The organism is Adhaeribacter radiodurans, assembly GCF_014075995.1.
GTDB lineage: Bacteria > Bacteroidota > Bacteroidia > Cytophagales > Hymenobacteraceae > Adhaeribacter > Adhaeribacter radiodurans.
Genome location: NZ_CP055153.1, coordinates 5,469,514 through 5,488,038, shown reverse-complemented (window position 1 = coordinate 5,488,038; position 18,525 = coordinate 5,469,514). Strand labels below are relative to the sequence as shown.

Below are 18,525 nucleotides of genomic sequence, written 5' to 3'. Positions count from 1 at the left end.
TATTCAATAACCCACAATTTTCAGTAAATCCGATTCAATACCTTGCCAAGCTTGGTTCAGATTAATGGTGCAGACTTTTATATGTGCCTTATTGCCTGGCTGAAATTTGTAAGATAAAGAAAGGACTTTAGTTACTTCCGGGTAGATGAGGATGCCTTCTATTTGCTTGTTGTAAGCATTGGTGAGATTTTGGGTATAGGAGAAGATTTGGTAAAGGTTGGGGGAGATGATTTTTTCTTTGTTGTATTGGCCTTTTAAGGCTTCGGGGTAGTACTTGGCATCCATTATTATGTACCTGTCCTTTGAAACCAGGCTAATGTCGGTTTTCATGGCGGGAATGTAATTCAGGTCATCTGAATGGAGTAAGGGTTGCAACTGCCAGGTGAGGGTTTCACGTTTTACAAGCCACTCATTAGAGGGTAGGTGCTTTTTGTAGAAGTTAAATAAAAAGCGCTCGAATAAGTTGGCCATCCGTTTTTCATCTTCCACAAAACTTTTAAATGGGAATTCACCGGTTTCTTCGGTGCTTAAGAGCTCTCGCCAGATTAATTTGCAAATGGAGAGTAAGAGCTTGTAGTGGTTGTTATTGCGGTGCAGTTGCACCCGCTTGAAATCCGAAAGCTTAACGGGTTTAGCTGTTATTTCGTTGGGTAGGCGTTGTAATAGTAAATGGATTTCGTCCTGAATGGATTTATCTAAGGCTTGCTCCTTGGTAAGACGTTTTAAGGTGGCTTTCAGGAGTTGATTGTGCAGAATGTCGTAGCTCAGCTCATCAAAGGCGCAGTAGGCCGAGGCTTTTACCAGAACATTCTCTTTGATGGATTGCTGGAATAAGACTTTGCCCCGGAGCTTACTGGTGAGGGTTTCTTCTTCCTGGTAGTTGCGGTCTAGACCTCGTTTTAGTAAATGGGTGGTACCGTTTACCAGTACTTTAGCCAGTAAGTCAAATATGTTCTGGAAAGAGGTTGTGCCCCGGTTAAAAGCTTCCGCTTCTTCCAGGCGGTCCCAGGCATAAGCCAGTAAATAATAAATATTCTGAACCGGAATATTCATTAAATAAGCGATAAGAGGGTTCTGGCTTCCTGTACTTTCGCGTGGTTATCGTACCAGTATTCCTTTAGTAGGGGAATGATTTCTTGGTCTACAATTTCCTTATACCAGCTGGTTGCTTCAAATTTATCTTTCGGGATATTGCAGAAATAGCTGTGCCCCACCATAAAGCCGACGCCCAGATCTTTATCTTCTTTTATTTTACAATTTAAGGTGGTTAGGTTTTGCGCAATGGCAGTGGCTAAGTCGTCGGTAATAGCGTGTTGTTGTAAGTGGTTGGTAAATTTGTCTTCGTATCGGGGTTCGATGTCCCAGAAGGTAAAACGGCGACGAAGAGCATAATCTACCAGGGCCAGGGAGCGGTCGGCGGTGTTTAAGGTACCGATGATGTACACATTTTCGGGAACGAAGAACTTTTCCTCACCTTCTTTGCGGTAGGTAAGCGGAATTGCAAAGTTTTTTCCTCGTTTGTCCTGTTCAATGAGCATGAGTAACTCGCCAAAAATTTTACTTAGGTTGCCCCGGTTAATTTCATCGATGATGAAGAAGTAGTCATGGCCGGCATCATTAGAGGCTCTACGGCAGAAGTCGTAAAACACACCATTGGTTAAGGTAAACTTACCTTCTTCGTTGGGCCGGAAACCGCGGATGAAATCTTCGTAGCCGTAACTCTGGTGAAACTGAATCATTTCTACCCGGCTGTTATCTTTTTTACCCATTTGCAGGTAAGCCAGGCGTTTGGCAAAAAAGGTTTTCCCTACTCCCGGGGCACCTTGCAGAATAATATTCTTCTTACGCTTTAGGGATGCTTGAATTTGCTGAATGGTGGTTTTATCAATGAATAATTCTTTATCGGCCTCTTCTAAGGTATAAGTATCTGCTTTTGCTCCCGGACTTTTTTGAGTTAGCGTATAAATAGCCAGGTACTCTTCGGGGGTTAACTCAAACAAACTTCCCTGGTTGTTGCGCATTATTTGGCTATTAGCCAGCTCCGGAAGTTCTTTAAGCTGGAGCCAGTCAGCCTGATTGGGTACAAAGGAGACTATTTTAAAATCAACTACTTCTCCTTCATCATCATCCATATGGGCTCCTTGGGTAATCTCCAGAATAGCTTTTATGCGTTTGGTAGGAGTAGATTCGTAACCAATTAGTAAATCACCCGGCTGAACCTGGGTGAAGTTTTTGTAAACATTGCGCTTATTGCCTTTACTGTTGTGGGTGGTATACGTTTGCTCCTGCCCAACTTCAAAATCTTCTATTTTCCACATAGAAGGATTACAGTTTAGCCACCAGTAATTAATGTTGTTTGGTTTGGTAGGAGCCTCTTGCGTATCCTCGTTAACTACTGGAAGGTTTCCCACCTCTGAAACAGGCTGATTAATCTTACTCAAAAGGTTTTTTACATTTTTGTCAAATGCTTGCTTCGTTATGGTTCCGTCGTTCCAATTAGGATATTTCCTTTTTACTACCTGTATACTGGGCTCCATAATACTCCTGATTTCTGAAATGAACTCATCGAGAATGGCTTCCATTTCCTCAAAGGGAATAGCATCTTTTTTATAGATATTGGTATGAGCCATTTTTTTTTCCGCGCTGTTTCGGTAAACATTTAAGCCTGCCTCAATTGCACGTTTGTATATTTCCGGTTCCAAGGCTAAGGTAGCTTCATTTGGTTCGTCCTTTGGGTTACGGCTGGTGAAAAACTGGAAAAACAACCTAAATGAGTCATCTTTAATTCTATCAAAGACAAACAAAGTTGCATCGATGGCTGCTCCAGGATAATAACAAGGGAATAACCAAAAGGTAAACCCAAAATAGCCAGTCTTTTCAGTACCTATAAAATAGTTGTTTTCTTTTCCTGGAGAGAATTTCCTTCTTACTGAAAAAGTAAAGGAATTATCTTCTTGGTGCTTCTTGGATAAATGATCAAATACTAGTCGTTGGAGGTTATAATATTGCATTTATGAAATTAATTATCTAAAAAGTGAAATTTTTAGAGGTTTTAATAACTCTAATTATTGGTTTTGTAAAAAGTAAATACCTATCGATAATTCGGTAAATATTCATCCATCCAGGTAAAATAATATAAACGAGCAAGAGCAACTGCACAGCGTTTAGCACCAGCGAATGGAGCATTATCAGCAGTTAACCTTTCAATATCATCAAGTATTGAATCAAATCTGGACTTAGAACTTAAGTCAGGCGAAGAGCTTTCGGGATTCCAAAGTTTATATGCGGTATCGGCATTTTTCAATGCTATTCGAACTTCCTCCATATGCTCTACTCGCCTTTTATGTACATCTTGCTTGTTTAGATGAAATAACCAGTTAGTAATTTTAATTCGTTGCTCCTGAAATGGTGTTGGTACCTTTGTAGGCTTTGCAATACCTAAGTTCCCGTCTGGGCCAAACCATATTAGAGCCATATCACTTTTAGAACATGGATCGATGGGAAGAACATCTTCCCTGATTAATGCTAACTCGGTACCTTCCGGTGCCCTTTCTCCTCGCACAGGAAAAAAGTCCGCTTTCCCACCCTCTGTATCGTTGTCTACTCTTCTTTGATTTGAATGAATGCAGCTTAAACGAAAGTTCTTATGGTCAAAAGCCAACCACCAATAACCAATGGATACTTCACCTGTTTTTTCAAGAGAATGGCAGTCAATTTCAACTACACGTCCTTTAGGACGAAAATGATCAATATTTGAATCAGCCCCTTCTAGTGGAACCTCTGAATACCAGCATTTATTGCCGATAACTTCAATTAATGCTTTGCGAAGATTTTGATTACCCCAAGTGTTTTCTCTATTTGCTTCAATGAAAGCCATCTTTTCTGAAGGTGTGATTTTACTCTGAAGTTCATCAGTCAACTCACGAGCTTTCTGTATCCATTCCCAATTAGGGTTTATTTTAGTCGAGTTAATGTATATCATAGCTTTGAACCATTTGTCTCACTATATAACATATTTGAAAGTCGATCTACTGCTTCTCTTTTCAAATCATTATTATTTTCAGATTTTAAAATTAGAGCAAGGGTTTGTTCGTAAGCTAACTTAGCGATATTTCTGTAGGGATCTGGAGAATAGTCAGTGGGTGTAATCCCAGGAACTAATTTACGAAGTCTTTTAAGGTGTTGATGGCGCAATGGATAGTCCTTCATCAATGAAACTTCATAAATTCGTTTAAGAACACGCAGACTAAATTTATCGAGTTGGCTCTCTAATCCATAAAGTTCACTTGTTAATACTCCAGCTACACCTGTACCTCTTGGGCTCTCTTCAGGTTCAATAGCTATCACTCCACTATTCATAGATCGGTGCATAACTCTTATCTCCTGCTTTAGTAAGCCTGATACAAGAAGTGGATCATGTGTGGCAAGTATTGTATGACTTCTCTTTTCAATACCACCAATTTTTCGAAGTTTATCCAAATACTCTAGTCCCCATGCTGGATTAAGATGTGTATCAGGTTCGTCTAATAGATACAATGAATCTTCGTTTCGGGTAAACCTCATCAATCCCAATACAGTTAAAAGTTGCTGCTCGCCCTCACTTAGTTGTCTAGTGTGAATTGCACTTGATGATCCCTTTATTTTTACTCGAACTCTTACATCACGTATTAATTGACTAATCCGCATAGTGTCAAGAGCCTGAAAAAAGGTGCGAGGATCACTTCCGTATTCCTTAGCTAATGAATGAAGAGCATTTATATCTGGAAGATATAAATACATTACTTCTCGCTTTCCTCGATTCTTATTGTCAGCAGGCTCTAGTTTACTAAATGGAGCTAAACTATTTCTACGAAAACTTTCTAATAGTTTTCTAACGGGGCCTTTAGCACCCCAAAAGTCCTCAGCTTTGGCATTTGTTGGTGCCCAAGGGGGCTTATGAAGTATCAAAAGTGCAGAATCAAATGCCTCTATTCTAGGCAAATCTTCAAGGAACTTCATTACTTCCTCATCCTCCGATAAGTAAAAGGAAAGCAGCGCAAATAACCCATGCTCAGGGCGTGCGTAAATAAAACGGCGAAACATTAAAGATTCACTAGCATTTTTCTCCAGTGTTTCCTTTAAAGCCAAATTATCATGTTTTTCAAATAATTCAGCAAATCGATCACTGGTCCCAGAATAATATCCAACAAGATATCGTGGTGTCCACTTATCCCGAAGTTGTAAGGCATTTACAAGCTTTCCATTAACTTCTCCCCTTGCTTGTTGGTCTACTTCTGACTGAATGCGAACCTCAGAACCATTTATTCTATACTGGATAGAATAAGAAAATTTAGAGGATGCTTTAAGATCAATATTTCGAAATATCCAAATAAGTGCTTCAAGTAGGTTACTTTTGGACGAACCATTTCTACCAATTAGAACTGCAACATCACGCGCTTCATCAAAATCTACTGTAAACCCTTCTAAATTCTTCCAAGAACTTTTAATTTCTAATTTGTCAATCCGCATTGATAATCATATTGATTGTACCACTTTTTCCTACTGGAACATCTAGACTACCGGAGTCTCTTCCTTCTCTTAAAAACTCAAAAAATGAATCGACGTCTTTTTCTAAAGCAGACTCGATTAGGAGTTGCTCTGGTGTTGCACTTCCACCAATATTATTAAGTCTTTCCAAAAATTCTTTATAATCTTTAACTGGCTTTAGATTCTTCTTCATTTGTTCTGGACCACTTCTTATTGTTTTATTAGGAGTATATTTTTTCTTTTCTTGTGTTTGTTTCTCTTTGACTGTCTTTATCTTCTCCAATAACACGCTCGCTGGTTCATCTTCGGGGTCTTGGGGCACCAGTTCACCTCTAAAAGCTTTAACTAAAAGGGCATTTGGGAGCTTATCAATTTTTTCCTTTAAACCGGTATAATAAGTATCAATTGTATCAGCTTTGGAAAATAGGGCATCAACTTTCTTGACGATTTCTTTTTGCTCTTCTAGTGGAGGTAATTGAACAACTATTTGCCTGATAGTTTCCATAGAAAGGCTTGGTTGAGCTGTTGCTTTTACAAATGACATTGCATTCTCGAATCCTATTGAAGATTGTAAATAGTAATTCAAATATTCTACACTAATACCATCTACATCAATTTTAGCAACATTTGGTGCAAGGTGCCATCTCTTATCATTTGGGGCTAAACATACATTACCTGTTCCAGCACCAATGAATACCATTAAAAGTTCTCGTCCATGTAATTGAGATCTTTCTAAAAAGTCAGAAGTTTCCTTATCAATGTATACAAGATTGTCTTCGACAAATTTGCCCATTTGCACATTTTGTGCGCGAACAACGGGTATTTCACCTGACTGTTCATATTTTATATAGTTTGTATATTCAAAACCTGCAAGCTTGGTAACAAAGGCAAGAAATTCAATATTTGTTATTGTCCAAGATTCTGGAATATCGGTTGTTATGCCATAGTCTATTTCAGGAATTTCTTCTAAGAATATTTTACGTGGCTTTCTTTTACCTGCTTTTGTAGCATCATCACATTGAGCCATATAATTAAAAGCCCTTTGTTCTTTAAGCCTCAGAAGAAGTTCATTTGCTGATTCAATATTCGCATTTACTTCTCGCCACTTTTCCGTTAATTTACCAGTTACAGCTTGGGTGAGGACGGCTTGGCGGAAGGTTTTAAGAAGCTCTGGAATACGTTCCAGCTTGGCTTTCAGGGCATCTAGGTGCTGAAAGGCTTCATCCAGTTTGGCTACAATGCGTTTTTGCTCGGCAAGTGGTGGGAGTGGGAAGGAGATTTTAGATAAATTTCCTCTTGAAATTCTAAGTCGGGTTGAACCAGAGGCTAATTCATAAATTTCTTTTTGAATTTTAGGAGAATTTATAATATACATTAGCCATTTTGGATTTACTCCATCTTGACCAGGTCTAATAACCGCCACATCAACCACAGTCACATATTTTCCAGATAATGGAAAAATACATGCTCTACCTAAAGGATCGGGCATGCGTGCAACTAAAATATCTCCCTCATTTAAAAAAGTACACTTTAATTCTTTTGCCTTTTCAGAAGTTAAAAATCTGAAAGATTTATCTCTAAATTCCCCTACACCAATATCGGCTAACTGGATTAGCCGTACATCTCCATTTACATCTTGGTCTTTTGATTCTACCCAGTCACCATCAATGAAAATGCCATCATTGGCTATGAACTCTGAAATAGATGCTTCTACCCAATTCTCAGGTAATTCTTTTCCTCTCATCCCAACAACGCCATTATACTATTTAACTCAGTTTGTATAGATTTCAATTCTTCGGCAGCTTCTCGCGCAATATCTATAGGCTCATCAGTATTAGCATCGTTGCTAAAACTAGCATCGGCAATCAATCCTAAATCCAGAGAGTCGTTCTTTTTGGCAATATCTTCCCGTGTTAAGCAACTCCAGCGTTCATCTTGCACCAAACCTCTTTTTTCGTGGTCTACTTTACCATCAAAAGCTTCCTTCACTTCGGTAATTTCAATGCCACCAGTATAGGCTTTTACAAAATCAGCGAAAGCAAAACGGGTAAAAGGCGTGCGCTTGCCGTAGCTTGGTGCGTTCGTGCGCATGTCGTAAAACCAAACTTTTTCAGTATTGCCATTTTCAGTGTTGCCGCGCTCAAAAAACAACACATTGGTTTTTACCCCGGCGGCATAAAAGATTCCGGTGGGCAATCGTAGGATGGTGTGCAGGTTGCACTTGTTCATTAAGTCATGGCGTATTTTGCGGCCATCGCCGTCTTCAAACAGCACGTTGTCGGGCAATATCACGGCCGCCCGGGCACCGCCTTTTTTGTGCAAAGAACGGTAAATGTGCTGCAAAAAGTTGAGCTGCTTGTTGCTCGATAGATAGGTTAAATCATCGCGGGAAGGGCGTTCACCGCCTTGCTTAGTGCCAAAGGGCGGGTTAGCCAACACGCCATCGTAATTCCGGAAGCTCTTGCCTAATTCCGAAAGGGTATCACCCATTTCGATGCGGCTTTCCAGACCGTGCAGTTTGGCGTTCATGAGGGCCAGGCGGTGGGCATCCTGCACCAGTTCGCAGCCGCTAAAAGCTTCGTTTATCTGGAACTGCCGTTGTTTATCGTCCAGGTCGTAATAATTATCGGTCTTTTCGCGGAGGTACTGGTCGGCGGCAATCATGAAACCGAAGGTGCCGGCGGCTGGGTCGTTCCAGCGTTCACCTACTTTCGGGGAAATTAAATCTACCATTACGTTAATCAACGGCCGGGGCGTGAAATACTGACCGGCCCCGCTTTTCTTTTCGCCGGCGTTGCGCTCCAGCAGTTCCTCGTAAATGGTAGCAATTTTGTCTTGTTCGTGTTCATCGTACCAATCAATGGCATCGATGCTGGTAATAAGGGTGCGCAGGTTTACCGGCTTACGCAGGGTAGATGAGGCGTTGGTATAAATTTCCTTTATCGCCGCATTATTCGATTTGGTACTAATGGTAGCTAGCATCTCCCGGTACCTATCAAATAAATCTTTATTATCGGTAATGCTTTTTAACCTAGACCATTGGTATTCTTCCGGAATATCTACTTCAAATTTCTTTACTTCCGAGAGGCGTAAAAATAAAATATAGGTTAATTCATTCAGGTATTGGTGATAGGTAACGCCGTCGTCACGTAATACATTACACAGGTTCCAGAGTTTATTCGCAATTTCGTCAGCACTCATTCTTTAAGCAGTTTGAATATATAAATGTTCGTTCAGGGTAGAGATAACCTCTTCCAGTTGGTTATCAAATATTTTGTTCAGGCGCAAAAAGCCCCCGTCATCGGCAAATGGGGACTTATCCAGGTCTTCGAGCTGCAGAATGCTTTCCTGCAGCAATTGCTTCTCGAAACGGTCCAGCCATTTCTCCTGGGTTTTATTCCAGGGGCGCATGGCTTGTACCTTTTTCACGGCATTTTTAATGCGGTCTTCGTGGCTGATGAGGGAATTACCCATGGCCAGAGTCCGAATATAGGAAATAATATCGGCCGCAATGTCCTCCTTTTTTACTTCTTTCCAGGCTGTCCGGATTGTTTTCTGGTTAAAGCCGGCTTGGTCCAAAGCTAAATATAATTCTTTTAGCGATTGCCGGTTTAGGTTTTTCGGGCTGGTACACACCATATCCAGCGCAGCAATCCTGTTCGGGTTGGTTTTAATAAATTGGGTAAAGCTTTCCAGGTAGTCTTCCGGCTTTTTAGCTTTGCCGTAACCAATTTCGGTGCGCAGGTACTCGTCGTGGTGTTCCGACACGTACATCACTGAGGAAGCTGGTTTTAACTCGTCGAGGTACTGCCACAAACCCGATAGCTGCAAGGCTTTGTGCAGGCTCTGGGAAACGGGCTCATTCTTAAAAAAGTTAATCAGGGTATCCGGGTCGGAACCACCGGCGTTATATTTAAATTTTTCTTCTTCGTGGCCGGTAATAAGTCTTTTCTTCCGGTGCAGTTTGGCAATAATTTGCTCCAGTTGCTTTCTTGCCCGTTCGTTATTGTCGATTTCTTTTAGCTCTTCGGTTAATTGGGTAAAAGTGGTTTTGGGGTCTACCACTACCGGTTTCATTTGGGTGTAATCCTTCAAGGTGTCGTAAATACCTACGGCATCGAATATCCGGAAAGTGGTTTTGTTTATTTCGTCGCAACGGCGGGTAGCGCGGCCCAGCATTTGTTCGTACAAAATCCGGGATTTTACCCGGCGCAGAAACACAATATTGCAGATGGCGGGCACATCGATACCGGTGGTGAGTAAATCTACAGTAACGGCAATGTTGGGGTATTTTTCGTTTTTATAACGGTTTACCAGCTCCTGCGGGTTATGGCAATTGCCGGTTATTTTCTCAATAGATTTATCGGGTACGTCTACGCCAATATTTTTAAATTCTTCTTTTAAGTAGGCTACTACCGCATCGGCATGGTTATCGGTAGCGGCAAAAATAAGGGTTTTCTCCTCGCCGTCCGGGTCGAGTTCTTTTACCAGTTGTTTTAGAACCGTGCGGTTAAAGTTTTCGGTTACTACCAGTTTATTAAAGCCGGCCACATCAATCTGTAATTCGTCTTCTAACTGGTCCAGCTCAATAATCTCATTATTTTCCTGGTCGTAAGCTTTGGGTTTCTCGCCTTTGTTCCAGACAATGCCTTCCTGGTTGAGCTTCGTCTGGATGATATACGGCGGGTCGTGGTCGATGAGGAAGCCATCTACCACAGCTTCGGTGTAAGAGTACGTATAAACCGGCGGACCAAAAATGCTGGTGGTATGTAAAGCCGGAGTAGCGGTTAAGCCAATGGCGTAGGCATCGAAATAATCGAGCACCATCCGGTATTTACTGATGTAATCCTGCTGGTCTTTAAAAGCTAAATCATTTTCGTCTAATTCTCTATCCAATAAATAACCCCGGTGGGCTTCATCAATAATTATGCAATCGTATTGGTCTACGGCGGGTATATCTACTGTAGAATCGTTGTAAAATAAACGCTTAACTACACTTTGTACCGTGGCAAAATGCAGGCGGCTATCTATATCCGGAAGGGCATCTTTTAAGCCTTTAATGTCATACACTTCGGCAAAAGTATTCAGGTCGGCTACCTTGTTATCTTTAAAAGCATTCAGGGCCTGGGTACCTAGTAAAGTCCGATCCACGAGAAACAGAATGCGATTAAACCGGTTCGACTTGATTAAATGATAACACAGGCCAATGATGGTGCGAGTTTTACCGGTGCCGGTAGCCATGGCCAGTAAGGCTCGTTTCTTTTCCGGATGTTGCACCAGGTTTTCTTCTACGGCCCGAATGGCATTTATCTGGTATTTACGCAACCCTAAGCCGGCTTTGCTTTCCAGAAAATCAAGATTGGTTTTGGTGAGCTTGGCGTTAGCTTCCTCAACATCTGCTTTATACAATCGGATTAATCCTTCCGGCGAATACCAGCCTTGCAGCGCCTTGGCATGGTTCTCGGCTTTACGCACATCTAAAAACCAGATACCACTTTTGGTTTTAATCTGTTCCAGGTAAGGTCGGCCGTTGGTAGAGAATAAAAAAGGTACCTTGTATTTATGCCATTCTCCCAGAAATACAGCATTATGATTGGCCTGTACCAACTCGGCATATATTTTGGATTGGCCGAGGTTGGTAGAAATATCCTGAGCGTATTTCTTGGCTTCTACAATACCGTACAGCTCCAAACCAATAAACAAAGCATAATCCGCCCATTTTGAACTAGCCGGCCATTCGGCAATAGCCAGATTTTTTCCTTTTTGGGGTAAAGTCTTTTTCAGCTTATAGTTAAGCGTTGCCGTATCCGCTTCCCAACCGGCTTTGCGTAGCTGGGCATCAATCAAATCCCTGGTTTCTGCCTCGGTCATTTCTATCTTGCGGGCAGCTTTCTCCGAACGCTGCTGAATAGCCTGCTGCTTTTCTTCCGGTAAGCCTTTGGTCTCCCGTTCTTCCAGCAGTTGGGTAAACTTGCTTTGGAGGTCTTTAAAACTGGTTTCCAGTTCCTGTAAAGCGTGGCGGGTATCTTGTATAGCCGGTACCTGATACTTAACTCCCGAAATATCTTGATTATTCCGGGAGTAAGTCTCGTAAAACCACTTGCTCAGTTTAAAGGCGGAAAACAAGCCGTGCTTGGCATCATCTATGGAGCCTTTGTTTTGGTGTACGGCTACGTTGCCTTTCTCTTTGATATGAAAGAACAGGTCTTTTATATTGGTTGGTAGTACCCGCTCCAGCTCGAGGGTTTTTATCCGGTTATGAAAAGAATTTTCGTAAGGAAACTGTAGATTATGTTCCTCAAAGAGCTTCTCCGTTAAGCGCTCGCCAAACAACCGAATCTTAAAAAGACTTGCCACTGGGTCTTGGTGCAAGTAAAACTCAGCCGATTGCCCTATGTTGAATAAAATCGGAAATTCTTCTTCTAGAAAAAAGAAGTTGGAAGACGCCATATCAGGTGATTTCAGGTATTGCTTTCAGAAAAGCAAAAAGTAGTAAATATAATATATAATTTTCGTAATACAGTAGAGTAATTCTAATTAATCATTCAATATAGTAGGGAATTTAATAATATAATTTTGTTACTACTCCGTTATTGGCTTTAGTCCACATTGTATTAGCATTTAAGCCTTGGGCAGAAAGTGGAGTAGAGTCTAATTGATTCTATCGATAAGCAGTTGATAGAATTTTTGCGCCAGGGCATCTAATTGATTAAAGAAGATAGAAGTTTCTAGGGAAGTGAAACTGGTCAATTGATTCTGATAAAAGGCATATAAATTGTCATCGCTTTCTGGAAGGTTCATTAGGATGAGGATAATGCTGCCTAGATCACTGTGGTAATGTTCGGCGACAATGCCGAGCTGGTTTAAGCCCAGTAGGAGCTTATTACTTTTCAGGTCTTCTTTCAGGAGCCTGATTATCAATTCTGGGCTAAGGGTAAGTGGGTTGGCTGGTGGCGTCATAAGATTTTTTAATTAATGGTGAGTGGCTAAGTTGATTGATGTAAGAATGAAATGTGATGTAAAATGAGGACAGGCAGGTTTGGACTTGTAGGATGTAGTAATAAGGAATGAAAACTCCGGAATACTGGAGGTGTTTACCGGTTAGGTATAATCCTATTATTTAGAAAGTTTGTAAAAGGCGCCAAGCTGGGCTTTTACCCCTTACTTCGTTCTGCTAGATGGTTCTTTGTGCTGCTAAACATAAACGCCCTCTTCAAACTTCATTTCCTTCAATACCAAAGGCTATAATCTTTAACCTTATTTCATATCAATTTCAAAACAGTAGGAAGGGGAAAAAATAAACGGAATGGAATCATATAGGATCAGCAAAAGCTTGCTAAGTTCAATTGTAAAACGGGGCTATGCTAGTTCTGAATTGGTCTGGCATTAAAGAAACGCTTTAACAAGATTTCTTTTGCTGTTAGTGTAATTAAGTTGTGGTAGTTACAAGAGAGGAATATGTATTCTAATAAATCAATAAATAGATCAGTTCTCGAGACATACTTAACCAGTAGAAATGCAACTAACTATAGGAGCCAGGGTAAACAACAACTGTCAACTACCTAGTTCTGTTTTTAAATATATAAACAATCCTAAAGTCTAGTTATTGCTGTGACAAGAAGTTAGGTGGTGGGCAGAATGGGAAAATCCATTAAGTCCTTTAACGGCATTTCTAAGCCTTCACTCAAGGCTAACAATACATCTAAGGTCACGGCAAACTGCGCATTCTCAATCCGGTAAATGGTTTGCTTGGCAATATTGGCCCGATCAGCCAGTTCTTGCTGACTCATGCCTTTCTCGGCTCTAATCTTTTTGAGATGCTGCCCAAACGACTTAATTCTTGCTTCATGTTTCACCCTATAAAGGTCAACCCACTAGAAAATAATTTTGTATACATATATGTTTACAAACTAAAATATTCTTAATATTGCTGAAACATTTCAGAATATTAATTCAAATATCAATGGTACAGGTGTACAGTTACGGCATGGAAGATGAAAATACCTTCTATATGGAGGGCGAGATCGATGGAGAGGAAGATGTGGAATTATTTGGTAAACGATTTCAAGAGGGGCTCCAGACTCATATGGGTACCGTTTATGCTTTAAACTATTATTACTTCCATCGCGCTTTTAAAGTGACTTACCCTTTTAAATTGCGATTCCGGGTGGCTTATGATCGGGAATGTTACTTTAAGATGGGGTGGGAAAATGGGTATGATTATTCTTAGTAGAAAGTTGCGCAATGCTTGATTGCCCTATTTAATAGAAGAAGCCAGGAACGAGCATAAGCCAGCCAGAGGCCGTTAATTCGACTCCTTAGAAGTAAAGAGCTAGATTCAAGTAAGTAAATAGACGACAGTAGGGTATCTTGAGGCTAGTGTCCGATATAGCCCTCTGCGGCAATTTTGATTTCGATAAGCAAGTTCTAGGGTGCATTATAGAACGGCAAATAACTTTAAGAGAATAGGAGTGAGGTATAGCCCAAAAGGATGGGCTCTATCTAATAAGACGACCTAGATTTAGTTCTCCCTTATATATTACTACACGCAAGGGATAAATCAAGATTAAGGGCAAAATTAAGGCTTTGGAGCCTAGTATACAAAATAGTATCCTTTACTGTACTGATGCTTGCACGTATCAGGAGCAGCTTCTTAAATGTCAAAAACAAGGTGTTTAGCTGTTGGCACTTGCTTCAGGTTTGATAAGTGTACGCAAAAAAATAAAAGGTAGGTACCGAATTCTGAAGTTGTCAAAAAGATTTGCGTTGGGGAAATATATTGACGGGGGAGGGTTTGAAAGGGTGGTACCCCGTTAGGCACGCTCCCCAAAAATAAGAGCACAGGTAGGTTCCCCTGCCAGGTACAATGCTGATGTAACCCCAGGATTGCCGGGTTAGCAAGCACTTGATTATTCACTTGAGCTATCGAGAAAATAAAGGCTTACCAGATGGTTAATGACCATCATTGCCCAAAGTATTGCACCGGCTAAATGGAGCATCAATCACACGCACTATAGTTATTACAGTTATACTAAATACCAAAAGGATAAAACAAGGAAAAAGCACGAAAGTGTGCAAGGTTCGGAGTGGCTTTCTTCTTCGCACATCCCTTACAATTTTTTACACTTGGCAGATTAAAAACACTGCAGATCCCGGTACCTACCTTGTATTAACTCTAACAAATATCCAGGAATTGAGGAATGCAGTAATTCGGTGCTTAGATAACCTAAATAAAATCGTACCGTCCAGAACCAGGATGGATATGTCGTACTTGAATTAGCTTCCAGGTAAAAGTAGTAAATTTCATAGGCAGTGATTTGTATGGCCTGAACCTACTCGGCCCAATAGAATTTATCAGCTATCATTAGAAGGGAATGGAAGTAAATGGGTGAGCGTATAAGTTAATAATTTATAGTAGAACAAGCCTCTTAAAATCTTGGTTTATGAAGTGCTGAAAATGAGCTTCAGGCTCTCGCACTATAGTATACTACAGTTATACTAAATACGAAATAGAATACAAGTACTAAAAGCACCCAAAAAGGCTTGGTTAAGAGTGGCTGTCCTCTTAACATCTACTTCTGTTTTTTTATTTCTTTAGGTGAAGATTATTCCATTAGACCTGGAAGTAACGGCCGTACATTTTTTCTTTCCTAATTCGTTCTTAAGTAACAATGAGAAGAGCGTTTAAAGTTATCGCTCCAGGTAGAAATTAAGCTTTCCACAAGAAAATAGATAGCAATCTGCTGGTTAATACAATGACTTTAAAAAGACTTCAATCACACGCACTATAGTATACTACTGTTATTATAAACAGCAAGTGGGAAAAATCAGGAACATTCACTCAAACAAGCGCTTTTAAGAGTACCACCTCCTTTTATTCAAGCTTACATAAATTTAGGAATACCTAACGCAACATCATCAGCGATTACCTATATTCGTTAGCTTGTTATAGATTACTACAAAAATGGTTATTCTTCCCTAATATAATAAATTGCTTTTGTTAACTAACTCAGTTTAATAAGTGCCCTCTTAACATGTCGCCAACTCTCGTCTGGACAATCATCATAGTCATATTGGCTTTCTTCCTGCTGCAGGTCCTGTTTAGATACCTAAAAGAAGCTTAGCATATAAGCCGGAATGGCGGCATGGCCACCAAGTACCAGGAATTGATCCGCTTGGTCTGCCAGGCGCAACCAGGCTTACACGTCCGGTCAGTAGGAAGTCGTTACATTGTCTACCAAGGTGATCAGCGTATCGGCCCAGTCGGCTTTACCCTTTTCCAAACCGTCGGCCAACTGAAAGTAGAATGGCGTTTGCGACATCCTACCTTTGGCCCGCGTACCTATTAATGGAAGTTTTCTGAAAATGAAGACCAGCAGCACATGTATGAACGGATAAGAGCAGATTTAGAATGGGCAGCCTATTAATAAATGTAACGGGATAAAAATTTGCCTTCAAATTTGGTATAATCTCTTTATAAATGCCAGATTGGAGCTAATATTTCAGGAGAGTTCAAGAGTAATAAATATCCTCAATGTTTTGAGAATAACTATCGTTAGTTTCAAGTTCTGTATCATTAAATAAGCTGCCCACATCCCCGAAGCGCATGGTTGGTAAATCATATTCGATTATCAAGTCATCTAACTCTCCATTACGATGCTTTGCAAAAACAATTTCCATTTTATTCTTCCACTCCGGATCCGTCCTATCTTTAGCATAGTACTCCCGTCGGTAAAGAAAAACAATTACATCCGCATCCTGTTCAATAGACCCGGACTCTCGTAGATCAGACAACTGCGGCCGTTTACTTTCCCGCTTTTCTACTTCTCGGCTCATTTGTGAAATAGCAATAATGGGTAATTTAAGTTCTTTGGCTACTAGCTTCAACTGCCGGCTAATAGCGGCAATTTCTTGTTCCCGGTGGCTTTTTCTGGTGACATCCTGCATCAATTGTAGGTAATCTACCACAATTAGCTTAATACCGTATTTGGCTTTCATTTTAATAGCTTTAGCCCGAAACTGTTGAATAGTTAATCCAGCGGTATCGTCAATGTAGAGCGGCGCACGGGCAAATCGATGGACTCCTTGCTGCAGCTGAACTAGCTTCTCATCTGTAAGGAGAGCGGGACGTCGAATATGATTTAGGTTTACCCGGGTTTCCGCTGCTAATAACCGGTTCGCCAACTGCTCGCTACTCATTTCTAACGAGAAGATAGCTACGGGGATTTGATGTATCATGGCTATATGCTTTGCCTCTGCCAACGCATATGCTGTTTTGCCCATAGAAGGCCGGGCCGCTAACACTATCAAATCGGATTCTTGCCAGCCACCTGTTAACTTGGTAATTACATCGCAGCAGGAAGGAATTCCGGTGGAGGCTTGTCCCTGGAATTTCGCTGCAATCTCTTTCATGTTCCGATACATAACCTGATTTACGTGTTCTTCTTTCTTGACACAAAGCATATCACTTAATTGCAAGAGATTGGCCTGACTAGTGGCTAGTAACTCCAGTGGATCTTCGGTGTCATCATAAGCCTTTCGAAGTAGTTGTTCTTGAGTATAGATGACCTGCCGCCTTACATAATGCTCCTGTAAGAGGCGGATATGGTATTCTAAATGCGCGGCGGAATTCACGTGACTAGTTAATTGCACGATGTAATGGGGACCAAAACTATTTTCCTTCCCTATTTGATCTAAGGTGCCTAATTTTCGGGCTTGCTCCGTTACGGTAATGACATCAATCTTATGGCCCGCCTGATGGGTAGCCAGAATAGCTTCAAAAACAAGTTGGTGACTTCTCTGGTAAAACACTTCCGGGTTCTGGATTAGCTCCAGTCCGAGCTGGGTACCTTCCTGTTCCAACAACATTGCTCCTAATACCGCTGCTTCCAAGTCAGACGCGTGCGGAATTGTTCGCGGTAGAAATTGATTCATATTCTTTGGTTTTGGCGTTGCAGACGCTCGCTTAAAGATAGGTTCTCAATGGCGCCATGGTTTGATTTAACAAGTATGAGGGGAGGAATGGGAGGGATCTCCTCCTCCCACTTTCGGTTGTTTATCCAAGTAACAAAGTTGGGTAAAGCAGGAATGAAGAATTTAGGATCTTTAGCTTTATAAACTTCTGCCTCTTGATGCCAGATGTGCAAAGCATTAACGGCAGTTTGTAGAGCAGGGCATAAGTCGAGGTATTGAGATGGATATTTTGCCCGAAAGTTTTCCCATTCTGTTTCCAATCCGCGTTTTCGCCCTTTGTAGGATAACCGGGCCTCTTCAAACATTTTCTTCGCCGTATTTTCTAATTCTATATTTTTTTTACTGTTAGAATTAGAAGAAGAAAATGAAGAGGAAGTAGAAGGGGTTGCATTTTGCTTGGCGGTTTGCTTAACCTTTTGCTTAGTCTTTTGCTTAACATTTTGCTTAAGCAAATTAGAGGTTCCTCCTTTGCTACCAGCTTTTGCGCGAATATTGCGTAGGTATTCATCTTTTATCATCCGGCGGCTATAAATAGCTCCAGATTCATCCTTGCTATAAACACCGGCCACTTCTAATTCCTGTAAACACTTAATGGTGTCTTTCAAAGGTAGGCCCACCATAACTGCCAATTGCCCTGGTTGAATGATTTTCTGGTTAACTCTTAAATAGCCATAAGGTGAACCTTCATGCATGAAGCAGAGCATGTCCATCCATAAACCCCGCGCAGTAATGGAACAAGTTCGCAAGGCAGTATCTCGGAGCCAGTCGGAAGGATAGAATTGAAAGCTGGGTCTTTTACCTTTGTAATCTTTATTATTTACAGCCATTTAAAAGCACCTCCTTGGCTGCAAATTTTTGTGATTTTAGTGGGAAACATTCTAAAGATTGAGTCATACCATTCATCATATTTTTCAAATATTATAGAATAGTAAACCTTCTTATGGATAAGATAGCTGCGTATAAAAGATTGTGATACTCTAACTTTATTCCATCTAATAGAAAAATTAGGTAAAGAAAATAAATATA

At 40.8% G+C, this 18,525-nt stretch carries 13 protein-coding genes; 2 read left to right on the top strand and 11 right to left on the bottom strand.

Going from position 1 to position 18,525, the window contains the following annotated elements:
• Positions 1 to 3 precede the first annotated feature (3 nt).
• The 9 genes from HUW48_RS21895 to HUW48_RS21855 all read right to left on the bottom strand — a co-directional run bounded on the left by HUW48_RS21895 (position 4) and on the right by HUW48_RS21855 (position 13,382).
• A complete protein-coding gene (locus tag HUW48_RS21895; RefSeq protein WP_182412957.1) occupies positions 4 to 1,053 on the bottom strand; it encodes a 5-methylcytosine restriction system specificity protein McrC in 1,050 nt (349 codons plus the stop codon).
• A complete protein-coding gene (locus HUW48_RS21890) occupies positions 1,053 to 3,011 on the bottom strand; it encodes an AAA family ATPase (protein ID WP_182412956.1) in 1,959 nt (652 codons plus the stop codon). Before HUW48_RS21890 ends, HUW48_RS21895 begins: the two co-directional genes overlap by 1 nt.
• Positions 3,012 to 3,091: 80 nt before the next feature.
• Entirely contained in the window at positions 3,092 to 3,982 is an 891-nt protein-coding gene (locus HUW48_RS21885; protein ID WP_182412955.1) for a hypothetical protein, read from the bottom strand.
• Positions 3,979 to 5,508, bottom strand: coding sequence for an AAA family ATPase (locus HUW48_RS21880; protein WP_182412954.1), 1,530 nt, complete (start codon positions 5,506 to 5,508; stop codon positions 3,979 to 3,981). The genes HUW48_RS21885 and HUW48_RS21880 overlap by 4 nt, the downstream gene beginning before the upstream one ends.
• Complete coding sequence (locus HUW48_RS21875) at positions 5,498 to 7,270, bottom strand: restriction endonuclease subunit S (RefSeq protein WP_182412953.1); 1,773 nt, start codon at positions 7,268 to 7,270, stop codon at positions 5,498 to 5,500. Before HUW48_RS21875 ends, HUW48_RS21880 begins: the two co-directional genes overlap by 11 nt.
• Complete coding sequence (locus HUW48_RS21870; RefSeq protein ID WP_182412952.1) at positions 7,267 to 8,727, bottom strand: class I SAM-dependent DNA methyltransferase; 1,461 nt, start codon at positions 8,725 to 8,727, stop codon at positions 7,267 to 7,269. Before HUW48_RS21870 ends, HUW48_RS21875 begins: the two co-directional genes overlap by 4 nt.
• A gap of 3 nt (positions 8,728 to 8,730) precedes the next feature.
• The gene (hsdR, locus tag HUW48_RS21865) at positions 8,731 to 11,976 is read right to left on the bottom strand and encodes a type I restriction-modification system endonuclease (protein ID WP_182412951.1); all 3,246 of its coding nucleotides are present in this window, start codon (positions 11,974 to 11,976) and stop codon (positions 8,731 to 8,733) included.
• Positions 11,977 to 12,177: 201 nt separating this feature from the next.
• Positions 12,178 to 12,486 carry a hypothetical protein gene (locus HUW48_RS21860; protein WP_182412950.1) on the bottom strand — a complete coding sequence of 103 codons (309 nt, stop codon included), beginning with the start codon at positions 12,484 to 12,486 and terminating at the stop codon, positions 12,178 to 12,180.
• A gap of 662 nt (positions 12,487 to 13,148) precedes the next feature.
• Positions 13,149 to 13,382, bottom strand: a complete 234-nt coding sequence (locus tag HUW48_RS21855) for a helix-turn-helix domain-containing protein (RefSeq protein ID WP_182412949.1) — start codon at positions 13,380 to 13,382, stop codon at positions 13,149 to 13,151.
• A 107-nt stretch (positions 13,383 to 13,489) separates the two neighbouring features.
• On the opposite strand from HUW48_RS21855, the gene HUW48_RS21850 reads away from it, so the two are divergent.
• Together HUW48_RS21850 and HUW48_RS21845 are read left to right on the top strand one after the other, a co-directional pair.
• The gene (locus HUW48_RS21850) at positions 13,490 to 13,756 is read left to right on the top strand and encodes a hypothetical protein (protein ID WP_182412948.1); all 267 of its coding nucleotides are present in this window, start codon (positions 13,490 to 13,492) and stop codon (positions 13,754 to 13,756) included.
• Positions 13,757 to 14,481: 725 nt separating this feature from the next.
• Positions 14,482 to 14,664 carry a hypothetical protein gene (locus HUW48_RS21845; protein ID WP_182412947.1) on the top strand — a complete coding sequence of 61 codons (183 nt, stop codon included), beginning with the start codon at positions 14,482 to 14,484 and terminating at the stop codon, positions 14,662 to 14,664.
• 1,374 nt (positions 14,665 to 16,038) lie between these two features.
• On the opposite strand, the gene dnaB is transcribed toward HUW48_RS21845, so the two are convergent.
• Complete coding sequence (gene dnaB, locus HUW48_RS21840) at positions 16,039 to 17,460, bottom strand: replicative DNA helicase (protein WP_182412946.1); 1,422 nt, start codon at positions 17,458 to 17,460, stop codon at positions 16,039 to 16,041.
• Positions 17,457 to 18,326 carry a hypothetical protein gene (locus HUW48_RS21835; protein ID WP_182412945.1) on the bottom strand — a complete coding sequence of 290 codons (870 nt, stop codon included), beginning with the start codon at positions 18,324 to 18,326 and terminating at the stop codon, positions 17,457 to 17,459. The genes dnaB and HUW48_RS21835 overlap by 4 nt, the downstream gene beginning before the upstream one ends.
• Positions 18,327 to 18,525: the final 199 nt, after the last annotated feature.

What these genes read in the sequence shown, in the direction of transcription:
- HUW48_RS21870 (WP_182412952.1), bottom strand. Translation starts at nt 8,727, where the DNA reads ATGAGTGCTGACGAAATTGCGAATAAACTCTGGAACCTGTGTAATGTA.
- HUW48_RS21890 (WP_182412956.1), bottom strand. Translation starts at nt 3,011, where the DNA reads ATGCAATATTATAACCTCCAACGACTAGTATTTGATCATTTATCCAAG.
- HUW48_RS21885 (WP_182412955.1), bottom strand. Translation starts at nt 3,982, where the DNA reads ATGATATACATTAACTCGACTAAAATAAACCCTAATTGGGAATGGATA.
- HUW48_RS21860 (WP_182412950.1), bottom strand. Translation starts at nt 12,486, where the DNA reads ATGACGCCACCAGCCAACCCACTTACCCTTAGCCCAGAATTGATAATC.
- HUW48_RS21850 (WP_182412948.1), top strand. Translation starts at nt 13,490, where the DNA reads ATGGTACAGGTGTACAGTTACGGCATGGAAGATGAAAATACCTTCTAT.
- HUW48_RS21895 (WP_182412957.1), bottom strand. Translation starts at nt 1,053, where the DNA reads ATGAATATTCCGGTTCAGAATATTTATTATTTACTGGCTTATGCCTGG.
- hsdR (WP_182412951.1), bottom strand. Translation starts at nt 11,976, where the DNA reads ATGGCGTCTTCCAACTTCTTTTTTCTAGAAGAAGAATTTCCGATTTTA.
- dnaB (WP_182412946.1), bottom strand. Translation starts at nt 17,460, where the DNA reads ATGAATCAATTTCTACCGCGAACAATTCCGCACGCGTCTGACTTGGAA.
- HUW48_RS21875 (WP_182412953.1), bottom strand. Translation starts at nt 7,270, where the DNA reads ATGAGAGGAAAAGAATTACCTGAGAATTGGGTAGAAGCATCTATTTCA.
- HUW48_RS21845 (WP_182412947.1), top strand. Translation starts at nt 14,482, where the DNA reads ATGACCATCATTGCCCAAAGTATTGCACCGGCTAAATGGAGCATCAAT.
- HUW48_RS21835 (WP_182412945.1), bottom strand. Translation starts at nt 18,326, where the DNA reads ATGGCTGTAAATAATAAAGATTACAAAGGTAAAAGACCCAGCTTTCAA.
- HUW48_RS21880 (WP_182412954.1), bottom strand. Translation starts at nt 5,508, where the DNA reads ATGCGGATTGACAAATTAGAAATTAAAAGTTCTTGGAAGAATTTAGAA.